This is a genomic window from Lacrimispora sp. BS-2 (assembly GCF_040207125.1).
In the GTDB taxonomy this organism is placed as follows: Bacteria; Bacillota; Clostridia; order Lachnospirales; family Lachnospiraceae; genus Lacrimispora.
Genome location: NZ_CP157940.1, coordinates 2,235,166 through 2,261,229, shown reverse-complemented (window position 1 = coordinate 2,261,229; position 26,064 = coordinate 2,235,166). Strand labels below are relative to the sequence as shown.

The following is a 26,064-nucleotide window of genomic DNA, read 5'->3' as shown; positions in this document are numbered from 1 at the left end:
AGGAGTACACATGAAAGAACCTATCATTTCATTCAGGGATTTTACATTTAAATACTTATCTCAGGCAGAACCTACATTGAAAAATATAAACCTGGACATATATGAAGGGGAAAAGGTGCTTGTAATAGGTCCGTCGGGAAGTGGAAAATCGACGATCATCAAATGCATCAATGGTCTTATTCCAAATAAGGAGGAAGGCACATTAACTGGTGAAGTGCTTATAAAAGGGAAAAGTCTGCCAGACTATTCCCTTTTTGACCTGTCATTTCTTACAGGAACAGTTCTTCAGGATACTGATTCACAGTTTATAGGATTAACAGTAGGCGAGGATATCGCTTTTTCACTGGAAAATGACAATGTGGCGCAGCCGGAAATGAAAGACAGGGTCCGGCATTGGGCAAAAGAGGTTAATATTGATGATTTTCTGTCGTCACGTCCCCAGGATCTTTCAGGAGGTCAAAAGCAGAGAGTTACAATGGCCGGGATATTAATCGACGAAAGCCCTGTTCTTCTTTTTGACGAACCGTTGGCAGCTCTTGATCCGCAAAGCGGACAGGAGGCAATAGAAATAATAGATACCATTCATAAAAAAGGCGGTTCAACGATCATTATAGTCGAACACAGGCTGGAAGATGTTCTGTACAGACCTGTTGACAGAATTGTAGTGTTTTATGATGGAGAAATAATTGCCAATATGGCAGAAGAGGAATTACTGAAATCGGATATCTTAAAAAAACACGGATTAAGGGAACCTTTGTATATTACAGCGATGAAGTATGCAGGGGTAGATATAAAGTCCATGGAAAGGGTGCGCATGGATCATGCTGCACTGGATTTAAATATAGCAGGCAGGCTGGAGCAGTTTGCGGAAAGCGTTGAAAAAAAGCCGGAAGAGAATAAATATAAAGCTTCTTTTGTTTTGGAAAATATAAACTTCAGCTATAATAAGGAAAAGATTAATTTAGATAATATCAGCTTATCATTTAAGAAAGGAGAAATGATAAGCATTGTGGGAGAAAATGGGGCAGGTAAAACTACTCTGGCAAAGGCGATATGTAAATTTATAACTCCGGATTCCGGGAGAATTTTGCTTGAATCCAATGATATAAGCTCTGATTCCATAAAAGAACGGGCAGATAAAGTTGGCTTTGTCATGCAGAATCCCAATCAGATGATAAGTAAAAAGATGATCTTTGATGAGGTGGCATTAGGGCTGCGCCTTCGGGGAGCAGATGAAGATACAATAGAAGAAAAAGTTAACAGTGTATTACAGGTATGCGGACTGTACAGCTTTCGCAAATGGCCCATTGCTGCTTTGAGTTATGGACAAAAAAAGAGGGTAACCATAGCTTCCATTCTGGTTTTAGAGCCGGATTTTCTCATTCTGGATGAGCCGACAGCGGGTCAGGATTACAAAAATTACTCGGATATCATGGCATTTTTAGAAGAATTAAATGCCATGGGTAAGACGATTATAATGATTACACATGATATGCATTTAATGATAGAATATACTGACAGAACCATAGTTATGGCAAATTCTAAGGTGATTGCAGATACTGATCCGATTTCCGTTCTGACGGACAGAGATTTAATTAAGACGGCTAGTCTGAAAGAGACAAGCTTATTTACATTGGGAGAAAAAATGAATTTGAAAGATCCTGTGGAGTTTGTCCGGAAATTTATCAGCTATGACAGGAGGATGCGCAGTGACAGGTAATAAAACATTAGGCTATCATCCGGGTAACACAATCATACATCATTTAAGCGGAACATCAAAAATGTTGTTCTTTTTGATTGTTTCAGTCTCCTCAATGCTTACATATGATACAAGGCTTATTATTTTTATAAGCATATGTTCTCTTGCTTTAATTAAAATTTCCAATATACACTGGGAGGATATATCCTTTGTTATTAAATTTATCCTGTTTTTTTCTGTGTTGAATATTTTGGCAGTATATGTTTTTCAGCCTTCCTATGGGGAGATTTTATACGGAAGCAAGACTGTAATAATTGAAGGTTTCGGAAGATTTTATCTTACGTTTGAGGAATTATTTTATCTGATAAATCTGTGTTTAAAGTATTTTGCAACGATTCCGCTGGTGGTAGTATTTTTATTGACCACTGATCCGTCAGAATTTGCAGGAAGTTTATCGAAAATCGGAGTAAGCTATAAGATAAGTTATGCCGTATCTCTGGCATTAAGATATATTCCGGACATACAGGAAGAGTATTTCAGCATATCCTCATCCCAGATGGCAAGAGGATATGAAATATCTGAAAAAGGAAAGCTGAGAGAAAGAATCAAAGGCGCGGCAAATATTGTTTTGCCTTTGATTTTATCCAGCCTGGACAGAATAGAGACAATTTCTACTGCTATGGAACTTCGCCGCTTTGGTGAAAAGGAAAAACGCACGTTTTACAGTGAAAAACCTTTTTCAAAGTTGGACTATTTAACCGTTATTTCTGCATTTCTGATTTTGGGAATGACCATTTTATTATCTTACATAAACAAAGGGAGATTTTATAATCCATTTTAACCTCATCAAGTAAGTTCCCGCTTCAATGTCAGGGAGGCATAAGTGGTGGTCGGGATTTACTTATGTCAGAAGGGGCTTGCCCCTTCTGACAAGCTGGGATAGCAGCTATGAGGCTATGGTCGGCGGAGCGGGGCACGCTGTGAGCAAGTAGGGTCGCAGATTGCGAATATCCGCTTGACGTCTATCCGGGGCCTGATTCCATGCAGCAGGGAATTTTTCTGCTCATTTCCAACATGATATTGATGTGTGTTTGATACAACCTGAATATGTCAAAGCCATTAGGGGTAGGAAAACGGATAAAAAGAATTTTAAAAGGATTGTTGATCTTTAAAAATTTGATTTAGTCAGATATTCCTTTATTCCACCAAAGAAGTTTCGACAGCTTCGTGAAATTGAATAGACTTTGCGTTATCAAATGTGATATAATAAAGACAGCATTATTATTGGAAAAATATAAACTTGGTGTGTAATAAAATAATTATAAAGGAGTGTGATACCATGGCATTGACCAATGAAGATTTACAGGCTATAGCAGCATTAATGGACGAAAAAGTTAATCCGATAAGAGCTGATATACGAGATATGAAGGCAGATATTAATGATATGAAGACGGATATTAATGATATGAAGACAAATATTAATGATATGAAGACAGATATCATTAATATGAAATCTGATATCAATAAACTGTCCGACAGAATAGAAGTTCTGGAAATCAAGCAGGATGTTACATCACGTAAAATCGAAGATCTTACGTATCGTGTCGCCAGTTTGGAGCATTATAGCAAAAAGGAGTTTACAAAGATTAACGATCAAATAGAAACGTTAATAACAGTTTTGGAAGTGAAAAATATTTTGCCCAAACAAGCGTAGCGGTTACGCATAAGCATTGGCCATAACAATTATATGACACCACATTTTTATGAGGATTTATAATAAAAACACAACAAGTATTAGAACCAGTTGAATTGTATTATATATAAAGCGTAAAGTCTAAGAAATAGGCTATACGCTTTTTATTAAATTTTGTGACTTTTTAAAAGCGACTTAAAGCGTGAAAAAAACAGTTGAAAAATGTCGCGTAATCATGTATAATCTATACAATTTGGGCTGATATCAGAAGTCTCAAAGCCATAGCATCAAGAAACCATGGGCAATAACAGAGAAATACCCTACGGGTATCCCTTTATGCCCGGCAACCATGGGTAATAACAGAGAAAGGACAGGACTTTGCGTATGAAAGCTTTTTTAATACTGGAAGACGGTACTGTGTTTACAGGATCGAGCATTGGTTCAACCCGGGAAGTGATCAGTGAGATCGTATTCAATACTTCCATGACAGGTTATTTAGAAGTCCTCACCGACCCCTCCTATGCGGGGCAGGCGGTTGTGATGACTTACCCCCTCATTGGTAATTACGGGATATGTCATGAAGATATGGAATCATTAAAACCATGGCCGGATGGCTACATTGTCAGAGAATTATCTAGAATTCCCAGCAACTTTAGAAGCGGGGATACCCTTCAGCATTTCTTAAAAGAACACAACATTCCAGGTATCAGTGGTATCGATACAAGAGCCCTAACAAAAATTCTAAGAGAAAAAGGTACTATGAACGGCATGATCACGACCGATGAAGGTTTTGACCTTGACGAAGTCATTTTGCGTATGAAAACATATTCTGTGACCGGTGTGGTGGAGAAAACCACCTGCAGGGAAAAATATGTTCTTCCCGGCGGCGGAAAAAAAGTAGCCCTTCTGGACCTTGGGGCAAAGAAAAATATTGCCCGCTCCTTACAGGAGAGAGGCTGTGAAGTGACGGTTTACCCTGCATCTGCAAAAGCAGAAGAGATTCTCTCAGGCCGCCCTGATGGAATCATGCTGTCCAATGGGCCTGGTGATCCCAAAGAATGCGTGGAAATCATTGAAGAGATAAAGAAAATATACGAATCCAATGTACCTGTTTTTGCCATCTGCCTGGGACACCAGCTCATGGCCCTTGCTGCCGGAGCGGATACCCATAAGCTGAAATACGGCCACAGGGGCGGAAATCATCCAGTAAAGGATTTGGAAACCGGGCGGGTATACATATCCTCCCAGAATCATGGCTATGTGGTTGATGTGGATACCATTGATCCGGCGGTGGCTGTTCCTGCTTTTGTCAACGTAAACGACGGGACCAATGAGGGTCTGAAATATACGGATAAAAATATATTTACCGTACAGTACCATCCGGAGGCATGCCCGGGGCCCCAGGATTCCAGCTACTTATTTGACCGGTTTATTAAAATGATGGAGGTAGGAAAATAATGCCAAAGAATCTGGATATTAAAAAAGTGCTCGTTCTTGGCTCCGGCCCTATTGTCATCGGCCAGGCAGCAGAATTTGATTACGCCGGAACCCAGGCCTGCCGTTCCTTAAAAGAAGAGGGAATCGAAGTAGTCCTGCTAAATTCCAACCCGGCCACCATCATGACGGATAAGGACATTGCGGATAAGGTCTACATTGAGCCCCTGACCGCAGAGGTGGTGGAACAGCTTATCTTAAAGGAAAGACCGGACAGTGTCCTTCCCACCCTTGGAGGCCAGGCAGGCTTAAACCTTGCCATGGAGCTGGATGATAAAGGATTTTTTAAAGAGCATAAGGTACGCCTGATCGGAACCACGGCCCTTACCATTAAGAAGGCAGAGGACCGGGAACTGTTTAAAGAGACCATGGAAAAGATCGGGGAACCGGTGGCACCCTCTGATATAGTAGAACATGTGGAAGACGGCCTTAAGGTGGCGGAAAAAATCGGATATCCTGTGGTGCTTCGGCCGGCCTATACCTTGGGAGGTTCCGGGGGAGGCATTGCTGAAACCCCGGGGCAGTGCCGGGAGATCCTGGAAAATGGTCTCCGTTTATCCCGCGTGGGACAGGTTCTTGTGGAACGCTGCATCGCAGGCTGGAAGGAGATTGAATACGAGGTGATGCGTGACGGAGCAGGCAATGTGATCACCGTATGTAATATGGAAAACATTGACCCGGTAGGTGTTCATACCGGCGACAGCATTGTGGTGGCTCCTTCCCAGACCTTAGGGGATAAGGAATACCAGATGCTCCGCACCTCTGCCCTAAGGATCATCAGCGAGCTGGGAATCACAGGAGGCTGTAATGTGCAGTATGCCCTTCACCCGGAAAGCTTTGAGTACTGCGTTATCGAGGTAAATCCCAGGGTCAGCCGTTCCTCGGCCCTGGCCTCCAAGGCAACCGGTTACCCAATAGCAAAGGTTGCGGCCAAGATCGCTCTGGGCTATAACCTGGATGAAATAAAGAATGCGGTAACTAAGAAGACCTGTGCCAGCTTTGAGCCGATGCTGGATTACTGCGTGGTCAAGATGCCCCGCCTTCCCTTTGACAAATTCCTAAGCGCCAAGAGGAGTCTGGGGACCCAGATGAAGGCCACCGGAGAGGTCATGAGCATTTGCACGAATTTTGAGGGCGGTCTCATGAAAGCCATCCGTTCCCTGGAGCAGCATGTGGACAGCCTGATGTCCTATGATTTTACAGGGCTTACGGATGAGGAACTGGCAGAGACTCTTTCTCTTGTAGATGACAGAAGGATATGGGTCATTGCCGAAGCATTAAGAAGAGGCTTTTCCTATGAAAGGATCCATGATATTACAAAAATTGATATATGGTTTATTGATAAGCTGGCAATTCTTGTGGAAATGGAAGATGCCCTTAAGAAAGGGCCTTTTACCCTGGATTTATTAAAGGAAGCAAAGAGGATTGAATTTCCGGATACGGTCATTTCAAAGCTTACAGGAATACCCTGGCAGGAAATCCGCCGGATGAGAAAGGATAACGGAATTGCGGCAGCGTTTAAAATGGTGGATACCTGCGCCGCCGAATTTGCCGCGGAAACTCCTTACTATTATTCCTGCTTTGGAAGTGAGAATGAGGCGGTAAAAACCTCTGGAAAAAAGAAGGTGCTGGTTCTTGGCTCCGGCCCCATCCGCATTGGACAGGGAATTGAATTTGACTTCTGTTCGGTTCACAGCACATGGAGTTTTAGCAGGGAAGGCTATGAGACGATTATAGTCAATAACAATCCGGAGACCGTAAGCACTGACTTTGATATTGCTGATAAGCTGTATTTTGAACCCCTTACCCCGGAAGATGTGGAGAGCATCGTTGACATTGAAAAGCCTGATGGAGCGGTGGTCCAGTTTGGCGGCCAGACGGCCATTAAGCTGACGGAAGCCCTGATCAATATGGGGGTCCCCATTCTGGGAACGGCTGCAGAGGACGTGGATGCGGCAGAGGACCGGGAACTGTTTGATAAGATTCTGGAAGAATGCAGGATTCCAAGACCGGCAGGCCAGACGGTATTTACGGCAGAAGAAGCCAAGAGAGCGGCAGGAGAACTTGGATATCCGGTACTGGTAAGACCCTCTTATGTGCTGGGCGGCCAGGGCATGCAGATTGCCATCTCTGACCAGGATATTGATGAATTTATCGGGATCATCAACCAGATTGCACAGGAACACCCCATTTTGGTGGATAAATATATCCCGGGCAAGGAAATTGAAGTGGACGCGGTTTGCGACGGTGAGAATATTCTGATTCCCGGTATCATGGAGCATATGGAAAGAGCGGGTGTGCACTCCGGTGACAGCATTTCCATATATCCGGCCCAGAGCATAAGTGAAACCGTAAAGGAAAAGCTGGTGGAATATACAAGAAGGCTTTCGAAAGCCTTACATGTTAAGGGCATGATCAACATTCAATTCATTGTGAGCGGGGAGGAAGTATATGTTATTGAGGTAAATCCCCGGTCTTCCCGTACTGTGCCTTATATCAGCAAAGTGACAGGAATCCCCATTGTTCCTTTAGCAACCCAGGTCATATGCGGGCACACCATCAGGGAGCTGGGGTATGAACCCGGACTTGCGCGGCCGGCAGACTATATCGCTGTAAAAATGCCGGTATTCTCCTTTGAAAAGATCCGGGGCGCCGATGTAAGCCTTGGACCGGAGATGAAATCCACCGGAGAGTGCCTGGGGATAGCAAAGACCTTTAATGAGGCTCTTTACAAAGCGTTTGCAGGGGCAGGAATCAAGCTTCCAAGGCATAAAAACATGATCATAACCGTGAAGGATTCCGATAAGGAAGAGATCATTGACATTGCAAAAAGGTTCCAGGCCCAGGGCTATAAGATATTTTCCACATCAGGAACGGCCAGGGCGCTTGACAGCCATGGGATAAAGGCTTTTATGGTCCGTAAGCTGGAACAGGAATCCCCAAACCTTCTGGACCTGATCCTGGGCCATGAGATCGATCTTATCATTGATACGCCGACTCAGGGAGCGGACAGAAGCAGGGACGGATTTGTGATCCGCAGAAATGCAATAGAGACCGGTGTGACGGTTTTGACCTCCCTGGATACGGCGGCAGCCTTAGTGACCAGTATGGAGAATAAAGCCAAAGAACTGACCCTGGTTGATATTGCCCGGATTTAACCGGATCAAGTAGGGCCGCAGAGGGGCTGATCCATTGGTCATTGCGAATATTCGCTTGAAAAGAAATAAAAAAAGCTGGAACAGGAGATAAACCTGTTCCAGCTTTTTTTGCTTACTGCATAGGGGTCTTAACAAATTGTTTGTCAAATTCCGGGTTATAATAATAAAAGTTTTTAGGATTCAAATTGGATTTGATTTTTTCAATGGCTTCACCAAACCGCTGGAAGTGTACGATTTCCCTTTCCCGAAGGAATTTTAACGGTTCTCTTACATCAGGATTTGGTATGATCCGGATGAGGTTGTCATAGGTTGTCCTTGCCTTCTGCTCAGCTGCCAGGTCCTCGATCAAATCGGTAATGGCATCGCCCTTGGACTGGAATTCACAGGCATTGAACGGAACTCCGGCCGCAGCAGTGGGCCAAAGGGCTGTTGTATGATCAATATAATAAGCATCAAACCCTGCTGTCTTTGCCTGTTCCACAGTCAGATTTTTCGTCAGCTGGTAAATGATAGAGCAGATCATCTCCAGATGTCCAAGCTCTTCCGTACCAATGTCTGTTAAAAGTCCCCCTACTTCCTTGCATGGCATAGAATATCTTTGGGAAAGATAACGCATGGATGCTGCCAGCTCTCCATCAGGTCCGCCAAATTGGCTGATAATGAGAGAGGCTGTTTTTGGGCATGTTTCTTTGATATTTACAGGGAACTGCAGTCTTTTTTCATAATTCCACATTATACGTTTCCTCCTTCCCAGGGCAGCGGGCCGTCTGTCCAGGTAAAATGTTTTTGTCCCGGATATTTTGTATTGGTTCCTGTTTTGTTGTTGGTATCAGGGCAGACACAGTTTATGGTAAGAGGCTCAAAGTTTTCCGCGTAGGTTTTTAAAAGCTGTTTTCTTTGTTCCATAGCCTGCTTAAAGGCTGTTAATGCATTTTCATCCAGTGGATGAGTATCTAAATACAATGTTAAATCATTAACAGTAAAGCTCACTTCTGTGATCTGCTTTAAAAGAGTTTTTTGATCAGCCATTATTGATCACCTCCTGTAACATAAAAAGGCATATTAAGGGAGGGAAAAATGGTCCCATGCTTTAAGGCTGTCTGTGGATCATAAGGCTGTTCCCAGGGCTGCATGGGAACTGTGGCAATAGCCAGTTGAACCGTTTTTGAAGGTGTAGCAGAATTGACATTTGATGGGTCACATCCACATGAATTAGTTGAATTCATAATAACACTCCTTTCTTCTTTCCTGCTTTCTGTTCCTGTTTTTGGGCGTAAAAGTACAACTTTAAGGTGTTTTAGCTGTTCATTTAGCTTTCTTCTTTAGTATGGTTGAAATAAATAAAAATACGTTGCAAAAATTCTCCCATTTTATCCACAGTAATGATATTGTAATAAATAGAAAAATGAAATATAATGGTAAAGCAGGATCGAATTGACAGAAAAAGAAAATAATTAAGACGGGAGAGCAGAGTATTGAGCGATAAGAAATTTGCAGTATTGATTGATTCGGATAATATTTCCGCAAAGTATATTACGAGTATTCTGGATGAAATGACCCGCTACGGCGTCATTACTTACAAAAGAATTTATGGGGATTGGACAAGCTCCCAGATGGGAAAATGGAAAATGGAGCTCTTAGAGAACTCAATCACTCCCATCCAGCAATTCTCCAATACCGTAGGAAAGAATGCAACCGATTCCGCCCTTATCATTGATGCCATGGACTTGCTCTATACGGACAATGTGGATGGATTCTGCATCGTATCCAGTGACAGCGATTTCACCCGCCTGGCCAGCAGGCTTCGGGAATCGGGTAAGGAAGTCATCGGAATGGGGGAGGATAAGACTCCCAAATCCTTCCGGGCGGCCTGTACGGTTTTTACCAATCTGGAGGTTCTCCTTGACCAGGAAGAGGAAGGCACAGGAGGAGGCGCCATAGGAAAAGAGGTGATCGAGCAGGATATCACTTCGATTCTTTTAGAGAATGAAGATAAGAATAAGGCAACAGGTCTTGGAGAGATCGGCAACCGCCTTGTGAAAAAATACTCTGATTTTGATGTAAGAAACTACGGTTATAGCTCCCTGTCCAAATTTTTGGAGGAAATGGGCGGCTTTGAGCTTAAAAAATCCAATAATGTGGTAACTGTGCGGATGAAGGATAACCGTACTAAAAAGCAGGAGCTGGATGATTTTGCAGTGGGACTGGTAAAGGGCAGTGGAAAGAACGGTATGGAGCTGGCGGCTTTAGGGAATGGCATACACCGGAAATTTGCTGATTTCAAGGTAAAGGATTACGGATATTCCACCTTCTCTAAATTTGTCCACAGCATTAATCAGTTAGAGGTCCGGGAGAATAAAAATAATAATAAGACGGTGTATCTGAAAAAAGAAGAATAAATAAGGCAGGCCGGGAACATGAAATCCATGTTTCCCGGCCTGCCTTATTTATATATGCAATGAGCAAGGTGCAAAAAATGCTTGCATTCCTGCATCCGATTTTACCAGATTCCTAGAATCACTTGAAGGGCCAGGCTTACTACAGATATCCCAAGCCAACAGCAAAAGCCTAATAAAAGGGGCTTTTTGCCTGTCCGTATCAGCTTAATTAAATCGGTATTGGTTCCAATGGCTCCCATAGCCATGATGATAAAAAGTTTGCTTAAGCCTTTTAATGAACCGGTAACACCTGCTGGTATGGGAAATGCCGTAGTGATTATGGAAGCCAGCAGAAAAAAGAGTACAAAGGAGGGAAAAACTTTTCCAATGGAGATGGAGCGTTCCGAAGTTTTCTTCTCTTTTCCGGTTTTGTAACATGCCAAAAACAGCGTAATAGGGATGATGGCCAGGGTTCTGGTCAGTTTTACTATGGTAGCCGATTCCAAGGTGTTGCTGCCGTACATGCCATCCCAGGCGGAAGCGGCAGCCGTCACGGAAGAGGTATCGTTAATGGCAGTTCCGGCAAACAGGCCAAAGCCCTCATTAGAAAGTCCCAAAGCCGAGCCTAAAGCTGGAAAAAGCAGAGCAGCAATGATGTTGAAAAAAAAGATGACAGATATGGACTGGGCGATCTCACTGTCATTGGCGTCAATAACCGGAGCTGTGGCGGCAATGGCGGAACCTCCGCAGATGGACGAGCCAACGCCGATTAAAATGGCGGTCTTACCTGGGAGCCGCAGTGTTTTAGAAAGGATGAATGCAATCAACAGGGAAGTGGAGATGGTCGCCAGGATGATGGGCAGGGCTTCCCTGCCCTTTTGAAGAACTGTGGACAGGTTCATGGAGAAGCCCAGGAGAATCACGGCATATTGCAGGATTTTTTTTGAAGTAAAAGCCACTCCCGGCCGGAAAGATTCCTTCCTTTTTACAAAGGGTGCCATTGCCATGCCGATGAGAATGGCAAAAACAGGGCCGCCGATAACCGGGAAGGTTTTTCCTAAAAACCATGCGGGAGCGGATATGAAAAGGCAGAGAAGAATGCCTGGGGCGTATTTTTTCATGAATTAATCCTCCTTCTTGATCTGGTTTTATTATATTGGATCATAACAATAAAATAAAATGATTTATATTTATTAAACTATAAAAATATGTTATGGTTAATGGAGCAATCAAAAGGAGAATATAATTCATGCTGGATTTTCGGATTGATACGTTTCTTGCGGTATGCCGCTGCATGAACTTTACAAAGGCAGCCAGTGAACTTCATATCACCCAGCCTGCGGTGTCCCATCATATTCATTATTTAGAAAACAAGTATGGAACCAGACTGTTTGAATACAACGGAAAAAAGGTGAATTTGACGGAGGCGGGAAAAGTCTTTTTATCTGCCGCCATAACCATGAAGGATGATGAGCTGCATTTAAAAAAGATCATGGAGCAGCAATCGGGAAAAGGCGGGAGGCTGGTATTTGGCGCTACCATGACCATAGGAGAGTACGTGATGCCGGAAGCGCTCACAAGATTTCTTCATGTGTATCCGGAGACAGCGGTTCAGATGGTGGTCGGGGATACTAAGGAGCTGCTTGGGAAACTGAATGAAGGGGAGATTGAATTCGCTTTGGTGGAGGGGTTTTTCCTGAAAAAGGAATATGATTTTCTGGTTTTTGCCTCGGAGCCGTTTGCAGCTGTCTGTGCGCCTGACTATGAGTTTCAACGGGAGATCGCAAAAGTGGAGGATCTTCTCAGGGAAAGGCTTTTTATCCGGGAACCTGGTTCCGGAACCAGGTATGTCTTTGAGCGCTATCTGGAAGGGAAGAATTTATTGCTTCATGATTTCCCTAATATAATGGAAATCAGCAATATTAGCGCTATAAAACAAATGGTGGCTAAAGGGCAGGGAATCACATTTCTTTATGAGGCTGCGGTAAAGGAGGAATTAAACAGGGGCATTTTGAAAAAAATTGAATTGGAGGATTTTCAATTGACCCATGATTTTACATTTATCTGGAGGAAAGGAAGTATTTATAAATCCTATTATAAGGAGCTGTTTGACATCCTGCATGGGGAATGAAGGCCGGGAAAAGACATCTGTCAATCCTCCCGTTTACAAATCAACTGGATATACAGGTATGTCTTTTCGGTTCATCAGCATAAAAAATGACAAAATTCCCCGTAAAATCTAGGTTTTATAAAGAGGCAGGAAAAAATGAAAAAAATTGACAAAAAAGTGTTGACAATTAATACAATTAATATTATACTAATGAAGCAGTCGGGAACGGGAGAAAATAAAGAGCTCCTGACCAAGACAAGCACTGGGATCTTAGCTCAGCTGGGAGAGCATCTGCCTTACAAGCAGAGGGTCACAGGTTCGAGCCCTGTAGGTCCCATTGATAAGTAAATTGCTTATCACCAATTAAATATGGCGGAATAGCTCAGTTGGCCAGAGCACACGGTTCATACCCGTGGTGTCGAGAGTTCGAATCTCCCTTCCGCTACTTTTTAAGACATCTGTTATATAGCAGATGTCTTTTTTTCATCCCCATATAAAACCAGAGTTGTTCCATGGAGTTTAACCGAGCCAGGTAAGTCCCCCGCTTCAAATGGGAAAAGCAGTAAGTGGGGGTGCGGAGGGACGACCCATTGGTCATTGCGAATATCCGCTTGACAAGAAAATTTATGGAACTGCCACAATTACAGGATTGTAATGAGGCGTAACATTGTAAAGAAAGGTGCAGCTTCCTGCAGACGGAAAACTGAATGCAAAGACAAAGTGCACAAAATAAAAAAGAAATATCAGGAAAAGTATAAAAAATGACGATATCCATATTGACAAGTGATAATAACAGTGATAATATCAGTAATATAAACAGAAGAGCAAAGGAGATAGGGTTATGACAAAGAGAGAGCGGGTTTTAGCAGCCATCCAGGGAAAAGAGGTGGATTATGTGCCCACCGGATTTTCATTACACTTTCCGGAAAGCGAGGCAAAAGGGGAGAAGGGAGTGGAATCTCATCTTGAATTTTTCCGGCAGACCGATACGGATATTATCAAGATCATGAATGAGAACCTGGTTCCTGATGCAGGGGAAATCAGGACTCCTGAGGACTGGAATAAAATACCTCACTATTCCTTAAATGATGCCTTTATGAAAAGCCAGATTGAAATGGTAAAGAGAATCCTGGATAAGGCAGATCCTGATGCATTCTCCCTGGGCACGCTTCACGGCATTTGTGCATCCGCCATTCATCCCATTGAAGCGCGCTATGGTTATGAGAGCGTAAGAGAATTGTTCTGTACCCATATCAGGGAGAATAAGCAGCCGGTTCTGGAAGCATTTAAGAGAATTGCAGACGGCATGTGCCAGCTGGCAGTAAAATATAAGGAACTGGGACTGGATGGAATTTATTACGCAGCATTAGGGGGAGAGAAGCATTACTTTACGGATGAAGAGTTTTCGGAAATGATAGAACCTTTTGACAAGGAGATATTAAAAGCTTCCAAAGAAGCAGGATGTATCAATTTCCTTCATATGTGCAAAAATAATTTAAATATGAAGAGATACGAATCCTACAACGGCTTGGCTGATGTGGTAAACTGGGGCACTTATGAGACAGATTTCAGCCTTGAAGAGGGGAAACGGCTTTTCAACGGCATAACCGTCATGGGCGGACTTGCCAACAGAAGCGGAGTCATGGTAGAAGGGACCATAGATGAACTAAAAGCAGAAGCAAAAAAGGTGATTCGTGATTATGGAAAAACATCATTCATCCTTGGCGCTGACTGCACACTTCCTACAGAGATTCCTTATGACAGGATCCGTGCAATTGCAGAAGCGGCAAGAGAGATGTAAAAGGAGGAGAAAAAATGAAAAGAACAGTAGCAAGCCTTTTGGCAGCAGTGATGACAGCAGGCATGATTGCAGGCTGCGGAGGGAACGGCGCTGGTACGGACAGTACAACGGCAGCGGCTGGTGACAGCACCCAGACAGCAGACAAGGAAAAAAGTACGGCTGAGGATAAAACCGTTTATCCGGCAGGTACCATCACTATTTACGGCACGGGCCAGCCCCAGTATCTTCAGGAGTACTATGATGCCTGGCTGGCTGACCACAAAGATATTGCTCCGGATGTAAAGATTGAGATCGTACAGACAGAGGGACATGCCCAGAGCCGTGAAAAAATCACCATGACTGCACTGGCAGGAGCAGATGACGACCTTCCTGATGCTACATATCTAGACCCGGTGAATATCATGGATCTTTCTCAGGCAGGGATACTAAAGGATGAGACAGACTTCCTAAAGCCCTACCTGGATCAGATGGTGGAAGGCGCTGCCAATGATGCAACATTAAACGGCAGGATTTACGGACTTCCGGAATCTGTGCGCCCTAATGTGTTATTCTATAACAAGGACATTTTTGAAAAATACGGTGTGGATCCGGCTATGATGGAAACCTTTGACGGTTATGTGGAAGCAGGGCGCCAGTTAAAGGAAAAGAGCAATGGTGAGGTGTATTTGTCCTATATAAGCCCCAGCAGCAAGACCTGGAGGTACTGGGGAAGAAGAGGCCTTATGCCTCAGGCCAATGCAAGAATCTGGGATGAAAACGGCAGCATTGTAATAGGAGAGGATGAAGGAACAAAGCTGGCTTTGGGAACTCTGGATACTTTATATTCAGAGGGACTCCTGTTAAAATCCGAAATCATGGAACCTGCATTATATGATGCAATCAACGGGCAGAAAGTGGCCACCTTCTATATCGGAGCTTTCTGGGATGAATTCATGAGAAAGAACTGCCAGGCGACTACAGGACAGTGGGGGGTCATGTCTTCCCCTGTGTTTGAAGGCGTTGGCAAAGCAGGGGCTCCTGTATCCTCCTATTTCTGTATTGTAAACAAGGGTGATAACGTATATGCCGGTCTTCTGGAACAGCTTTGGAAGGATTTTACCTTTGATACCCAGTCCAGGAATACATGGGTAAAATCCATGGAATCCCAGAATGCTCCATATGCCAACCCTATTTCCTTAGAAATGCTTCAGGATAACTTCTGGAAAGAGCCTTCCAGTTTCTATGGCGGTATGTCCTTTAGGGAGACAGAGGGAAAATGTCTGGAGAACGGTGCGGTCAATCTGGTTGTTACACCTCAGGATGCAGAGGCGGATGGCATTATTTCGGCAGAACTTGAGAATTACGTGGCAGGCAACCAGACCATGGATCAGGCCATCGCCAATATGGATAAGAACTTAAAGGCTAAAATCGGTCAGGCGGAAATCATCAAGTAGCAGGAAACTTTATAAGGGGAAGGAACTGCCTTCCCCTTGTATTTACGCCAGCAATGAGCGAAGGAATAAAAATGTGAGGAGAAATCATATGCTTAAGACATTGAATAAATATAAAGCTCCCTATCTGTTCATACTGCCGTTTTTTCTGTTGTTTCTTGTATTCCAGCTGATCCCCGCCATCTGGACTTTTTACATCAGCCTTACCAACTGGAAGGGGATCGGGACGCCCAAGTTTTGCGGGTTTGGCAATTATAAGAAGCTGCTGATTGACAACATGTTCTGGGATGCTCTGGGGAATACCGTAGAATACTGGATTACAGGCCTTCTATTCATACTGGTGTTGTCTGTACTCATTGCAAGCCTGTTAAATTCCGATCTGCTCAAAGGAAAAGCATTTTTCAGGACAGTTACGTTCCTGCCAAATATCTGTGCGGCCATTGCCATGGGATTGATTTTCCGAATGCTTTTTGATGAGAATGTAGGGCTGTTTAATGAACTGCTGGTTTTCCTTGGATTGGAAAAAGTCCCCTGGCTCACCAGTACTAAGTATTCCAGGATTCCGGTTATTATGCTGAACGTGTGGAGAAATACCCCCTGGTTTACCATGATCGTTTTTTCCGGACTGTTAAACATACCCAGGGATTACTATGAAGCAGCCACTGTGGATGGTGCCAATAAATGGAAGCAGTTTTTTTATATTACTCTGCCTTCCCTGAGCAATATTCTGTTTTTCTGCTCCATTACCCTTACCGTGGACAGCTGGAAGATTTTTAATGAATCCTACATTTTGCCTGGGCCGGGTACGTCTAACACATCCTTGTTTCAGTATATGTATGAATCAGGATTTAATATTTTCAATATGGGTTATGCGTCCGCCATCGGCGTAATCCTGATTGTGATACTGGCTGTCATTTCAATGGTACAGATGACAGTGAAAAAAAGACAGGGAGAATTATAGGAGGAAAGATTATGGGATATAAGAATAAGAAAAATCTGGCATCCTTTGCAGTTCATGGGACATTAATCATGATCTCATTCATCTGCATTCTTCCTATTTTATGGATGTGCCTGATTTCCATTAAGCCAACTTCAGAAAGCATCAGTGGGTTTCAGTCCATTTTGATTGAAAATCCTACGTTAAGCAACTTTAACAAGCTGTTTTCCATGATACCTGTTGCTGCCAACTTTTTTAACAGTGTGTTTACTACAGTTATGGGAACGGTGACTTCTCTGTTCTTCTGTTCCCTGGCAGGATTTGCCTTTGCAAAGTACAAGTTTCCGGGGAGAAATTTCCTGTTTTACTTTGTTATTGCAACCATGCTGGTTCCGCCGGAGGTGGGGGCTGTTCCCTTGTTCGTGATCATGAAGAAGCTGAATCTGATTAACAGTCTGTGGTCCCTGGTGATTCCGAGGATTGCTACAGCTGTAGGCATTTTCTATATGCACCAGTATATAAGCGACGTGCCGGATGAACTGATTGAGGCGGCTAAAATAGACGGATGCAGGGATTTTGGGATCTTCCGCCGGATTATCCTGCCGGTTATTAAACCGGCTCTGGCTTCCTGGGCCTCCGTAACCCTGATTGCAAGATGGAATGACTTTTTCTGGCCTTTGCTGTTCTTAAGAAAACAGGTCAAATATACACTGATGGTAACCATTTCTCTGCTGCCTGTCAGTGAGGGTCTTTCAACGCCCTGGCCTGTAATTCTTTCAGGTACAACGCTTGTAATTATTCCAATAATTGTGTTATATTTAATATTGCAGACATTTCAGAAAGCTGGAATGATGGCAGGGGCTGTAAAAGGCTAATAACGAAAAGAAAAAGGGGAAACATGATGCAGGGCCAATCGATTAAAAACCAGGTATACGAGGGCATAATGAAAGATATATTGGATGGCGTATATCAGGCAAATGATATTATCAATGAAAGAACAATCATAGAAAAATACGGGGTCAGCAAGACTCCGGTGAGAGAGGCCCTGGTACAGCTGTGCAGTGAAGAGGTGCTTAATAATATTCCAAGATTCGGCTACCAGCTTACTGCCATACTTCCAAGCCAGATTATAGAGATTATAGAATACAGGAAAGTGATTGAATTGGGCGCTCTGGAGTTATGTTTTTTCCGCCTTACCAAAGAACAGATTGATGAATTAAAGCGTCAAAACGAAGAGGCGGCAGGGCTTATTGATACCAGGGACTCGAAGTTACACTGGGAAGCCAATAATCTTTTTCACAGAACATTGTGCAGCTACTGTGGGAACGGCTACATACAGAAATCACTGGCAGATGCCATGAATATCTGTACCAGAATCTCCAACCAATATTTTACAAAGCTATGGAATGAAAGTAAGGTTTCCGATGGAAGCAACCATGTCCATCTGGTAGCTGCCATTGAGTCCGGAGATTTGGAGCTGGCAAAGGCGACTTTGATTGATGATGTGGAATCATTTAAGCATGAGATATTATAAAAAATCGGGACTTATACAGGAATGCAGGAAAGGCGCCGCTGTCCGGGCTGATTGATCAGCCAGGGCAGAGCCGCTCTTTTTTCGTTTCGGCATAAGTGCCAATGGGTTTTTCCATAATTTTTATATTCATTTCTCCTGTTTTATGTTATACTAACAAATAGCAAAAAGTGGAGGGATTCCATGTACTATTTTATTGTAAACCCGAACTCACGCCGCGGACGGGGAAGAAACATTTGGAAAAAGGTAGAAAGTGTGTTAAAAGCCTGTAATGCGGAGTATCAGGCCTTTCTTACGGAGAAGCCGGGAGATGCCAGGAGATTTGCCAGAGAGCTGACGGAAGGCTGCAGGGAATCAAGCGTTATCATCGGGGTAGGCGGAGACGGAACTGTAAATGAAATTCTGGATGGGATTTCCTTCTGCGGCTCAATTACTATGGGGTATATTCCGGCAGGATCCGGTAATGATCTGGCAAGAAGCTTAAGGCTTCCAAAGAATCCGATCCGGTGCCTGAAGAAGATACTGCATCCAAAATACTATAAGCTTATGGATTATGGAGTTCTGTCCTATGGAGATGGAGAAATATCCCATCGCCGTTTTTTGGTCAGTGCGGGGATCGGAATGGACGCGGCGGTTTGTCATAGCATTCTTTGTTCTAAGTCAAAGGGACTGTTTCATAAGCTGTACCTTGGGAGGCTTACCTATCTCATGGTGGGAATCAGGCAGCTTATTCTTGCTAAGCCCTCAAAAGGCTATATTCTCCTTAACGGGGTTCAAAAGATTGAATTTAGCAACGCTTATTTTATATCCGTCCACATTCACCCTTACGAGGGCGGCGGGTTTAAATTTGCCCCGGATGCAAATTTTGAGGACGGGCAGTTGTCTGTCTGTGTTATGAACAACAGGAAAAAAAGAAAGCTGATTCCTGTACTCCTTCGTTCCCTTATGGGAAGGAAGTCCTTAAATAACGGTTTCAGGTATTATTCCTGTGAAGAAGTGACAATCCATATGGACCATCCAATGGCAGTTCATGTAGATGGAGAGAGCTGTTTTTGCCAAAACGATGTGCAGCTTCGATGCATTGGCAGAAAGCTGCGTATGATTGTATAGAAATGGACATTTTATATAGAAGAAACACCCTACGGGTATACCATTATGCCCAAAAGACATGGGCAATAAAGAAGAAACACCCTACGGGTATACCACTATGCCCAAAAGACATGGGCAATAAAGAAGAAAGGAAGAATTATGAGGATTGGACAGGGATACGATGTGCATAAATTGGCAGAAGGAAGAGATTTGATCCTGGGTGGCGTGAAGATTCCCTATGAAAAGGGACTTTTGGGGCATTCTGACGCAGATGTGCTGGTCCATGCAGTCATGGATGCCCTTTTAGGTGCGGCGGCTCTTGGAGATATTGGTGAACATTTTCCGGATACGGATCCCATATATAAAGGAGTATCCAGCATTGAACTTTTAAAGCGTGTAGGAGAACTTTTGGAAGAAAAGGGGTATGTGATTGAAAATATCGATGCCACTGTCATTGCACAAAAGCCAAAGCTTCTGACCTACCGCCGGTCGATGGCAAAAAACATTGGGGAGGCTTTAAAGCTTCCCGACGGAAAGGTCAATGTAAAAGCAACTACAGAGGAAGGCCTTGGTTTTACCGGAAAGGGAGAGGGGATATCCTCCCAGGCCATAGTCCTCCTGACCTCCATGGAAGATTACTGTTATGATGACAGGATCATGGCGGAGGGCTGCGGAGGCTGTTGCAAAGGCTGCGGAAAATAAAACAGAATTAATGGAACACCCTTCAGGTATATATGTATGTCCGGAAAGCATGAGCAGTAAAGAGGAAACACCCTTCGGGTATACCTTTATGCCAGAAAGCATTGGCAGTAAAGCAGAAAGGAAGAGACTATGAAAATTTATAATACATTAACCAGACAGAAGGAAGAATTCGTTTCTTTAGAACCTGGGAAGGTCAAGATGTACGTTTGCGGACCAACGGTTTATAATTTCATACACATTGGAAATGCAAGGCCCATCATCGTATTTGATACGGTCAGAAGATATTTTGAATATAAGGGCTATGAGGTAAACTTTGTTTCAAACTTTACCGATATAGATGATAAGATCATTAAAAAGGCAATTGAAGAGGGCGTGGATGCGAATACCATTTCCAAGCGTTATATTGAGGAATGTAAAAAGGATATGGAGGCGTTAAATGTAAAGCCTGCAACCAGAAGCCCCCTGGCAACCGAGGAAATTTGCGGTATGCTGGATATGATCCAGAATCTTATTGACTCAGGCCATGCCTATGCGGCGGAAGATGGAACGGTTTATTTCCGCACCAGTTCCTTTGAGGAATATGGAAAGCTGTCCCATAAGAACCTGGAAGATTTACAATCCGGTTTCCGTGAGATCAAGGTAACTGGTGTAGATGGAAAAGAGGATCCAACCGATTTCGTGCTCTGGAAGCCGAAAAAGGAAGGAGAGCCTTACTGGGAGTCCCCATGGTGTGAAGGACGGCCTGGCTGGCATATTGAGTGTTCCGTGATGTCCAGGAAATATCTTGGGGAGCAGATCGACATTCACGCAGGCGGAGAAGATTTGATCTTCCCTCATCATGAGAACGAGATCGCCCAGAGTGAGGCGGCAAATGGAAAAGAATTCGCAAAATACTGGATGCACAATGGATTCTTAAATATTGATAATAAAAAGATGTCCAAATCTCTGGGTAATTTTTTCACTGTCAGGGACATCGGGGAAAACTATGATTTACAGGTGCTGCGTTTCTTTATGCTGAGTGCTCACTACAGAAGTCCTATTAATTTCAGCGCTGATTTGATGGAATCATCAAAAAACGGGTTAGAGAGAATTTTAACTGCAGTTGAAAAGTTAAAGGACTTAGAAGCATCTGTGAAGACAGAAAAACTTCTTGATTATGAGGATAAAAATGCCGCACAGGAGCTGGTTTCCAAATATGAAGCCGCAATGGATGACGACTTCAATACGGCAGATGCCATTTCCACTATATTTGAACTGGTGAAATTAAGCAACTCCACCACAAATGAAGACAGCTCTAAAGAATATGTGATTTATTTAAAGAAAACCATTGAGAGGCTGTGCGAAGTTCTTGGAATCATTACGGAAAAAGAAGAAGAAATCCTGGATGACGAAATTGAAGCCATGATCGCAGGCAGGCAGCAGGCCAGAAAAGACAAGAATTTTGCTCTTGCCGATGAGATCCGCGGAAAACTTTTAGAAAAGGGCATTGTTCTTGAGGACACCAGGGAAGGTGTAAAATGGAAGAGAGTATAACATCAGTGGCAGCGTTTTCTGAATTTTTTAAGGAAACATTAAAGTTAAAAGAAATTGATGTAAAAACCTATTCCCCGCTGGCGCTTGCGTATATCGGAGATGGGGTTTATGAATTGATCGTGCGGACGAAGGTGATGAACCATGGAAGCACCCAAGTGCATAATATGCATAAGAAGAGTGCTGCGCTGGTGAATGCAGGAGCCCAGGCTGAGATCATCCGCCGGCTTCTTGAAGAGGAGGATTTAACTCCGGAAGAGGTGGCAGCATATAAGCGGGGCCGCAATGCCAAGGCTGTGACAACCGCAAAACACGCAACGGTTGCTGATTACAGAACTGCAACCGGATTTGAAGCTTTATGCGGCTATCTTTATTTAACCGGCAATTTAGAACGTCTGATCACCCTGGTAGGCAGAGGACTTGAACGAATAGGAGAACTGGAATGATAGAGGAATTTACCATAGAAGGAAGGAATGCGGTATTGGAAGCATTCCGTTCCGGAAAGACCATTGATAAGCTGTATGTACAAAAGGGAGTCCAGGATGGCCCTATCCAGTCCATTGTCAGGGAAGCAAAAAAGAAAGATACCATCATTAATTTTGTGGAGAGAGAGCGCTTGGACCAGATGTCCGAGGAAGGACATCATCAGGGCGTCATTGCCCATGCTGCGGCCTATGAATATGCAGAGGTGGAAGACCTGTTAAAGGCAGCGGAAGAAAAGGGGGAACCTCCTTTCCTCTTCCTGTTAGACGGGATCGAAGACCCTCACAATCTGGGGGCAATCATCCGTACGGCCAATCTGGCAGGAGCCCATGGAGTCATAATCCCCAAGCGCCGGGCCGTGGGACTTACGGCAACGGTCGCAAAGACCTCGGCAGGGGCGCTTAATTATACGCCTGTGGCTAAGGTGACCAATCTCACAGCGACCATGGAAGAATTAAAGAAAAAGGGAATGTGGTTTGTCTGCGCAGATATGGACGGAGAAGTGATGTACCGCCTTGATTTAAAGGGACCCATCGGCCTTGTGATCGGCAGCGAGGGAAGCGGCGTGGGAAAGCTGGTTAAGGAAACCTGTGATATGGTGGCTTCCATACCCATGAAGGGGGATATTGATTCCCTGAATGCTTCTGTGGCAGCAGGAGTGATGGCTTATGAGATAGTAAGACAACGTTTGGGATAATAATGAGGAGTGATGAATATGAAAAAGAATGGTACGGCTATGGCGGCTGCTTGCGCAGTGATACTGTTTTCTTTCAGCGGCTTCATATCAGGCAGTAATATTGCTGTGGCGGACAGCACAAAAGGAAGTATTGAGTGGAAGACCGTAGTGACCATTGAGGATGAAGCAGTACCTCTTTATTCAAAGCCTTCCGGGAGCAGTGTAAAAACTCCTCAGGCTTCGGGAACGGTCACATATGGAAACGGTTCTGCACTGATAGACGCTTCCAATGCCAGTCATGGCTATGTAATGGTCCAGTATAGCGGAAATTCTTCCAAGATAAAAGTACAGGTAATAAAAAGCGGAGGAGAGACCTATTCCTATGATCTGAATGCCAGATCTGCCTATGAGGTATTTCCTCTTACGGAAGGAAACGGAAAATACACGGTCCGGGTCTTAGAACAGGTACAGGGCACCCAGTACGCCATAAAATCCAGCAGTGATATCAATGTAACACTTGCGGATCAGTTTGATCCCTTCCTTTACCCCAATCAGTACGTAAATTTTTCCGCTGGAAGTGCGGTAGTGAAAAAGGGTGAGGAACTTGCGGCTTCTGCGTCTGATGATATTGGTGTCGTGACCAATGTTTATAATTATGTGGTAAACAATTTTACTTATGATACAGCATTGGCAAATTCCGTTCAGTCCGGCTATCTGCCCAATGTAGATCAGGTGCTGTCTAAGAAAACGGGAATCTGCTTTGACTACGCGGCAGTTATGACTGCCATGCTGCGGTCCCAGGATATCCCCACAAAGCTTGTGGTGGGATATACAGGAAGCCTTTATCATGCATGGGTCAATGTTTATATTGACGGCCAGGGCTGGGTGGATAATATCATCTATTTTGACGGATACGACTGGAAGCTTATGGACCCGACCTTTGCATCCTCAGGAGGCAGCGACCCGTCCATACAATCATACATCACAAACAGTTCCAATTATAAAGCGAAATATACATACTAAAGAACTTCATTTCAAAGGAGATGCGGCAGATGAAAACGAAAGCGAAAAAGAGATATTCCGCAAGGGAACTTTCCGCTTTCTGCCTTCAGATATCAATTCTTCTCCATGCGGCAATCCCTCTTGATGAGGGATTGTCTGTTATGGCGGAGGATTCCATATGGGAGGAAGAGAAACAAATTCTTATGCAGATGGCAGAAGAGGCTGAGCTTGGTGTTCCTTTCTCAAAAGTACTTGAAAATACAGGTGTTTTTCCAGCCTATGTGATCCATATGGCAAAGCTGGGGGAGGAGACAGGAACCCTGGATCAGATCATGGAATCATTAGCCGGTTATTATGAAAAAGAGCATATTCTTATGAAAAGTATAAGGAATGCTGTTACATATCCCATTATCATGATTTTCATGCTTCTGGTGGTTCTTCTGGTTTTATTTACCAGGGTTATGCCCATATTTGAAAATGTATACCAACAGCTGGGGGCAGAGATGTCGCCGGTTTCTCTTGCTGCAACAAGGCTTGGAGGTGTATTTTGCGGGGTTTCTCTGGCTCTGTCGGTTATTCTGGCCCTTGCGGCTGCCCTGGTGTGGCTTCTTGGCAGGAAGGGGAAAAAGCTCCTGATTGCAAAACGGCTGATCCAGTGGCTGAAAAGAAGAAGCCCCATGGCTCTTGCAATATCCAACCGGCGCTTTACCGCGGTCCTGGCACTGACCCTTCACAGCGGACTGGAACTGGAAAAGGGTATGGAGCTTGCAGGGCAGCTGGTTGAAAATCAGGCAGTGGAAGAAAAGATCAGACAGTGTGCAAAAGAGCTTGAGGCTGGAACAGACTATTATACCGCTATGAAGAATACCGGGCTGTTTAAAGGTTTCTATGCGCAGATGATAAAGGTAGGCACCAGAAGCGGGCGGCTGGACCGGGTCATGGAGGAAATCTCCAGGAGCTATGAAGATGAGGCGGATACGGTCATGGAACACATGGTCAGCCGGTTTGAACCTACTGTGGTGGCTGTGCTTGCCGTTGCAGTGGGACTGGTGCTTTTATCTGTCATGCTTCCTCTGGTCAGTGTCTTGTCTGCCATCGGATAGGGGGAGTTTTGATGAAAAAGTGGGGACAATCCTCTAAAGAGGCTCTTGGTCAACTGATCTCACTGACAGGCTTTGCATGCGGGGTGGCTCTTTTTGTGTCGGTCATGCTGGTTTTTTCAAAGAAAACCGATGCAAAGGGAGCAGAGACTCTTCGGGATGCCATACGCAGGGCTTCGGTGCAGTGCTATGCCATTGAGGGAAGATATCCGCCAAACGTGGAATATCTGGAAGAAAATTATGGAATACAGATTGACAGAAACCGGTACGCTGTGTTTTACAGCGGCTTTGCTTCCAATTTTATGCCGGATATTACAGTCAATCCCCATGAACAATAACCAGGAGGTGGGCATTTGAGCGGAAAAGAAAACCAAAGAGGCCAGATGGCTAATGCTCTGTTTACTATACTGCTGTTTCTTGTATTTGTGCTCTGCGCTTTATTCTCGGTGCTTATTGGAGGCAAAGTCTATGAGAATATCAATGCCAGGGCAGAGGATACCTACCAAAAGGATGTGGCCTTAAGCTATATAGCCAATAAGGTGAGGCAGGGTGATGAAGCCGGCATGGTTTCCCTGACAGAGATGAATGGGCTCCCTGTCCTTAAGCTGGAACAGGAGATACAGGATTCGGTTTATGTTACTCTCATTTATTATCAGGATGGCAGGCTGTGGGAATTATTTACTGATGAAGAAAGCGGCCTGGGGGTAGGAGACGGAAATGAAATTCTGGAATGCAGTCCCGTTACACTGGAAATGGATGGCAGGCTTTTGCATATAAAAACGGAAGGCGGAGGCAGTCTCTGGCTTTCCCTAAGAAGCGGAGGGATGGATGATGCATAGAAAACACCCCTCAGGCGTATTTATGATGGAGATGATTGCCGTTGTTTTTTTCTTTATCCTTTGCGCGGGAATCTGCATAAAAACATTTGTAAAAGCAGATTTCATGAGCAGGGAGGCGGCGGATTTAAACCAGGGCGTGCTGATCGCCCAAAGCGTAGCGGAGGTCTGGAAGGATAATGGCCCGGAGGGACTTGAAAAAAGGTTTCAGGCTTATGAGGCGGAGGACGGCTCTGAAAGCTATGCAATGGGATTTGACAAGGCCGGTGATCCCTGTGAAGAAGAAAAGGCTGTTTTTGGTGTAAGGGCAGAAATGACCGGACCCGGACGGGCGGAAGTGACTGTAAGCAGAAACGGGAAAAGTGTCTATTCCCTTACGGTGAACAGACATGAGACCAGGCATTGATGGAGGTGG

The 26,064-nt window shown here is 44.2% G+C and carries 26 protein-coding genes and 2 tRNA genes; 24 read left to right on the top strand and 4 right to left on the bottom strand.

The window, feature by feature from the left end; genetic code table 11:
* Positions 1 to 10 precede the first annotated feature (10 nt).
* From ABFV83_RS10775 to carB, 5 genes are all read left to right on the top strand, one after another.
* Entirely contained in the window at positions 11 to 1,720 is a 1,710-nt protein-coding gene (locus ABFV83_RS10775) for an ABC transporter ATP-binding protein (protein ID WP_349943742.1), read from the top strand.
* Positions 1,710 to 2,540 carry an energy-coupling factor transporter transmembrane component T gene (locus tag ABFV83_RS10770; protein WP_349943741.1) on the top strand — a complete coding sequence of 277 codons (831 nt, stop codon included), beginning with the start codon at positions 1,710 to 1,712 and terminating at the stop codon, positions 2,538 to 2,540. Before ABFV83_RS10775 ends, ABFV83_RS10770 begins: the two co-directional genes overlap by 11 nt.
* A gap of 498 nt (positions 2,541 to 3,038) precedes the next feature.
* Complete coding sequence (locus ABFV83_RS10765) at positions 3,039 to 3,413, top strand: hypothetical protein (protein ID WP_349943739.1); 375 nt, start codon at positions 3,039 to 3,041, stop codon at positions 3,411 to 3,413.
* A 363-nt stretch (positions 3,414 to 3,776) separates the two neighbouring features.
* Positions 3,777 to 4,850 carry a carbamoyl phosphate synthase small subunit gene (locus ABFV83_RS10760; protein WP_349943738.1) on the top strand — a complete coding sequence of 358 codons (1,074 nt, stop codon included), beginning with the start codon at positions 3,777 to 3,779 and terminating at the stop codon, positions 4,848 to 4,850.
* Positions 4,850 to 8,044, top strand: coding sequence for a carbamoyl-phosphate synthase large subunit (gene carB / locus ABFV83_RS10755; protein WP_349943736.1), 3,195 nt, complete (start codon positions 4,850 to 4,852; stop codon positions 8,042 to 8,044). The genes ABFV83_RS10760 and carB overlap by 1 nt, the downstream gene beginning before the upstream one ends.
* 112 nt (positions 8,045 to 8,156) lie before the next feature.
* On the opposite strand, the gene ABFV83_RS10750 is transcribed toward carB, so the two are convergent.
* The 3 genes from ABFV83_RS10750 to ABFV83_RS10740 are packed head-to-tail and all read right to left on the bottom strand — an operon-like array spanning position 8,157 to position 9,270.
* On the bottom strand, positions 8,157 to 8,777 hold the full coding sequence (locus tag ABFV83_RS10750) for a manganese catalase family protein (RefSeq protein ID WP_349943734.1): 621 nt from the start codon (positions 8,775 to 8,777) through the stop codon (positions 8,157 to 8,159).
* Positions 8,777 to 9,073 carry a spore coat protein CotJB gene (locus ABFV83_RS10745; protein ID WP_349943732.1) on the bottom strand — a complete coding sequence of 99 codons (297 nt, stop codon included), beginning with the start codon at positions 9,071 to 9,073 and terminating at the stop codon, positions 8,777 to 8,779. Before ABFV83_RS10745 ends, ABFV83_RS10750 begins: the two co-directional genes overlap by 1 nt.
* Complete coding sequence (locus ABFV83_RS10740) at positions 9,073 to 9,270, bottom strand: spore coat associated protein CotJA (protein ID WP_349943730.1); 198 nt, start codon at positions 9,268 to 9,270, stop codon at positions 9,073 to 9,075. Before ABFV83_RS10740 ends, ABFV83_RS10745 begins: the two co-directional genes overlap by 1 nt.
* Before the next feature lie 249 nt (positions 9,271 to 9,519).
* Between ABFV83_RS10740 and ABFV83_RS10735 the strand changes: the two genes are divergently transcribed.
* Positions 9,520 to 10,443 (top strand): NYN domain-containing protein, encoded by a 924-nt coding sequence (locus ABFV83_RS10735; RefSeq protein ID WP_349943728.1) that lies wholly within the window; start codon positions 9,520 to 9,522, stop codon positions 10,441 to 10,443.
* Positions 10,444 to 10,544: 101 nt separating this feature from the next.
* Here the strand turns inward: ABFV83_RS10735 and ABFV83_RS10730 are convergent, their stop codons facing one another.
* Complete coding sequence (locus ABFV83_RS10730; RefSeq protein ID WP_349943727.1) at positions 10,545 to 11,543, bottom strand: YeiH family protein; 999 nt, start codon at positions 11,541 to 11,543, stop codon at positions 10,545 to 10,547.
* Positions 11,544 to 11,671: 128 nt separating this feature from the next.
* Here ABFV83_RS10730 and ABFV83_RS10725 point away from each other — a divergent pair, with 128 nt between their 5' ends.
* From ABFV83_RS10725 to ABFV83_RS10640, 18 genes are all read left to right on the top strand, one after another.
* Positions 11,672 to 12,553: a LysR family transcriptional regulator gene (locus tag ABFV83_RS10725; protein ID WP_349943726.1), complete on the top strand. Its 882-nt coding sequence runs from the start codon at positions 11,672 to 11,674 to the stop codon at positions 12,551 to 12,553.
* Positions 12,554 to 12,796: 243 nt separating this feature from the next.
* Positions 12,797 to 12,869 (top strand) — tRNA-Val (locus ABFV83_RS10720).
* 34 nt (positions 12,870 to 12,903) lie between these two features.
* Positions 12,904 to 12,977, top strand: a tRNA-Met gene (locus ABFV83_RS10715).
* Between the two features lie 396 nt (positions 12,978 to 13,373).
* On the top strand, positions 13,374 to 14,333 hold the full coding sequence (locus ABFV83_RS10710; RefSeq protein WP_349943724.1) for a uroporphyrinogen decarboxylase family protein: 960 nt from the start codon (positions 13,374 to 13,376) through the stop codon (positions 14,331 to 14,333).
* Between the two features lie 14 nt (positions 14,334 to 14,347).
* Positions 14,348 to 15,766, top strand: a complete 1,419-nt coding sequence (locus ABFV83_RS10705) for an extracellular solute-binding protein (protein WP_349943722.1) — start codon at positions 14,348 to 14,350, stop codon at positions 15,764 to 15,766.
* 88 nt (positions 15,767 to 15,854) lie between these two features.
* Positions 15,855 to 16,724 (top strand): sugar ABC transporter permease, encoded by an 870-nt coding sequence (locus ABFV83_RS10700; RefSeq protein WP_349948838.1) that lies wholly within the window; start codon positions 15,855 to 15,857, stop codon positions 16,722 to 16,724.
* An 11-nt stretch (positions 16,725 to 16,735) separates the two neighbouring features.
* Entirely contained in the window at positions 16,736 to 17,575 is an 840-nt protein-coding gene (locus ABFV83_RS10695; protein WP_349948837.1) for a carbohydrate ABC transporter permease, read from the top strand.
* Positions 17,576 to 17,598: 23 nt separating this feature from the next.
* On the top strand, positions 17,599 to 18,234 hold the full coding sequence (locus tag ABFV83_RS10690) for a GntR family transcriptional regulator (protein WP_349948836.1): 636 nt from the start codon (positions 17,599 to 17,601) through the stop codon (positions 18,232 to 18,234).
* Between the two features lie 180 nt (positions 18,235 to 18,414).
* Positions 18,415 to 19,341 (top strand): diacylglycerol kinase family protein, encoded by a 927-nt coding sequence (locus tag ABFV83_RS10685; RefSeq protein ID WP_349948835.1) that lies wholly within the window; start codon positions 18,415 to 18,417, stop codon positions 19,339 to 19,341.
* A gap of 138 nt (positions 19,342 to 19,479) precedes the next feature.
* On the top strand, positions 19,480 to 20,022 hold the full coding sequence (gene ispF, locus ABFV83_RS10680; RefSeq protein WP_349948834.1) for a 2-C-methyl-D-erythritol 2,4-cyclodiphosphate synthase: 543 nt from the start codon (positions 19,480 to 19,482) through the stop codon (positions 20,020 to 20,022).
* A gap of 129 nt (positions 20,023 to 20,151) precedes the next feature.
* The gene (cysS, locus tag ABFV83_RS10675; protein ID WP_349948833.1) at positions 20,152 to 21,555 is read left to right on the top strand and encodes a cysteine--tRNA ligase; all 1,404 of its coding nucleotides are present in this window, start codon (positions 20,152 to 20,154) and stop codon (positions 21,553 to 21,555) included.
* Positions 21,540 to 21,998 (top strand): ribonuclease III domain-containing protein, encoded by a 459-nt coding sequence (locus tag ABFV83_RS10670; protein ID WP_349948832.1) that lies wholly within the window; start codon positions 21,540 to 21,542, stop codon positions 21,996 to 21,998. Before cysS ends, ABFV83_RS10670 begins: the two co-directional genes overlap by 16 nt.
* Positions 21,995 to 22,732, top strand: a complete 738-nt coding sequence (gene rlmB, locus ABFV83_RS10665) for a 23S rRNA (guanosine(2251)-2'-O)-methyltransferase RlmB (protein ID WP_349948831.1) — start codon at positions 21,995 to 21,997, stop codon at positions 22,730 to 22,732. Before ABFV83_RS10670 ends, rlmB begins: the two co-directional genes overlap by 4 nt.
* 18 nt (positions 22,733 to 22,750) lie before the next feature.
* Positions 22,751 to 23,734, top strand: a complete 984-nt coding sequence (locus ABFV83_RS10660; RefSeq protein WP_349948830.1) for a transglutaminase domain-containing protein — start codon at positions 22,751 to 22,753, stop codon at positions 23,732 to 23,734.
* 29 nt (positions 23,735 to 23,763) lie between these two features.
* Entirely contained in the window at positions 23,764 to 24,816 is a 1,053-nt protein-coding gene (locus ABFV83_RS10655; protein WP_349948829.1) for a type II secretion system F family protein, read from the top strand.
* Positions 24,817 to 24,827: 11 nt separating this feature from the next.
* Positions 24,828 to 25,151, top strand: a complete 324-nt coding sequence (locus ABFV83_RS10650; protein ID WP_349948828.1) for a hypothetical protein — start codon at positions 24,828 to 24,830, stop codon at positions 25,149 to 25,151.
* A gap of 15 nt (positions 25,152 to 25,166) precedes the next feature.
* Positions 25,167 to 25,652 (top strand): DUF4860 domain-containing protein, encoded by a 486-nt coding sequence (locus ABFV83_RS10645; RefSeq protein ID WP_349948827.1) that lies wholly within the window; start codon positions 25,167 to 25,169, stop codon positions 25,650 to 25,652.
* Positions 25,642 to 26,055: a hypothetical protein gene (locus tag ABFV83_RS10640; protein WP_349948826.1), complete on the top strand. Its 414-nt coding sequence runs from the start codon at positions 25,642 to 25,644 to the stop codon at positions 26,053 to 26,055. The genes ABFV83_RS10645 and ABFV83_RS10640 overlap by 11 nt, the downstream gene beginning before the upstream one ends.
* The last annotated feature ends 9 nt before the right edge of the window (positions 26,056 to 26,064 follow it).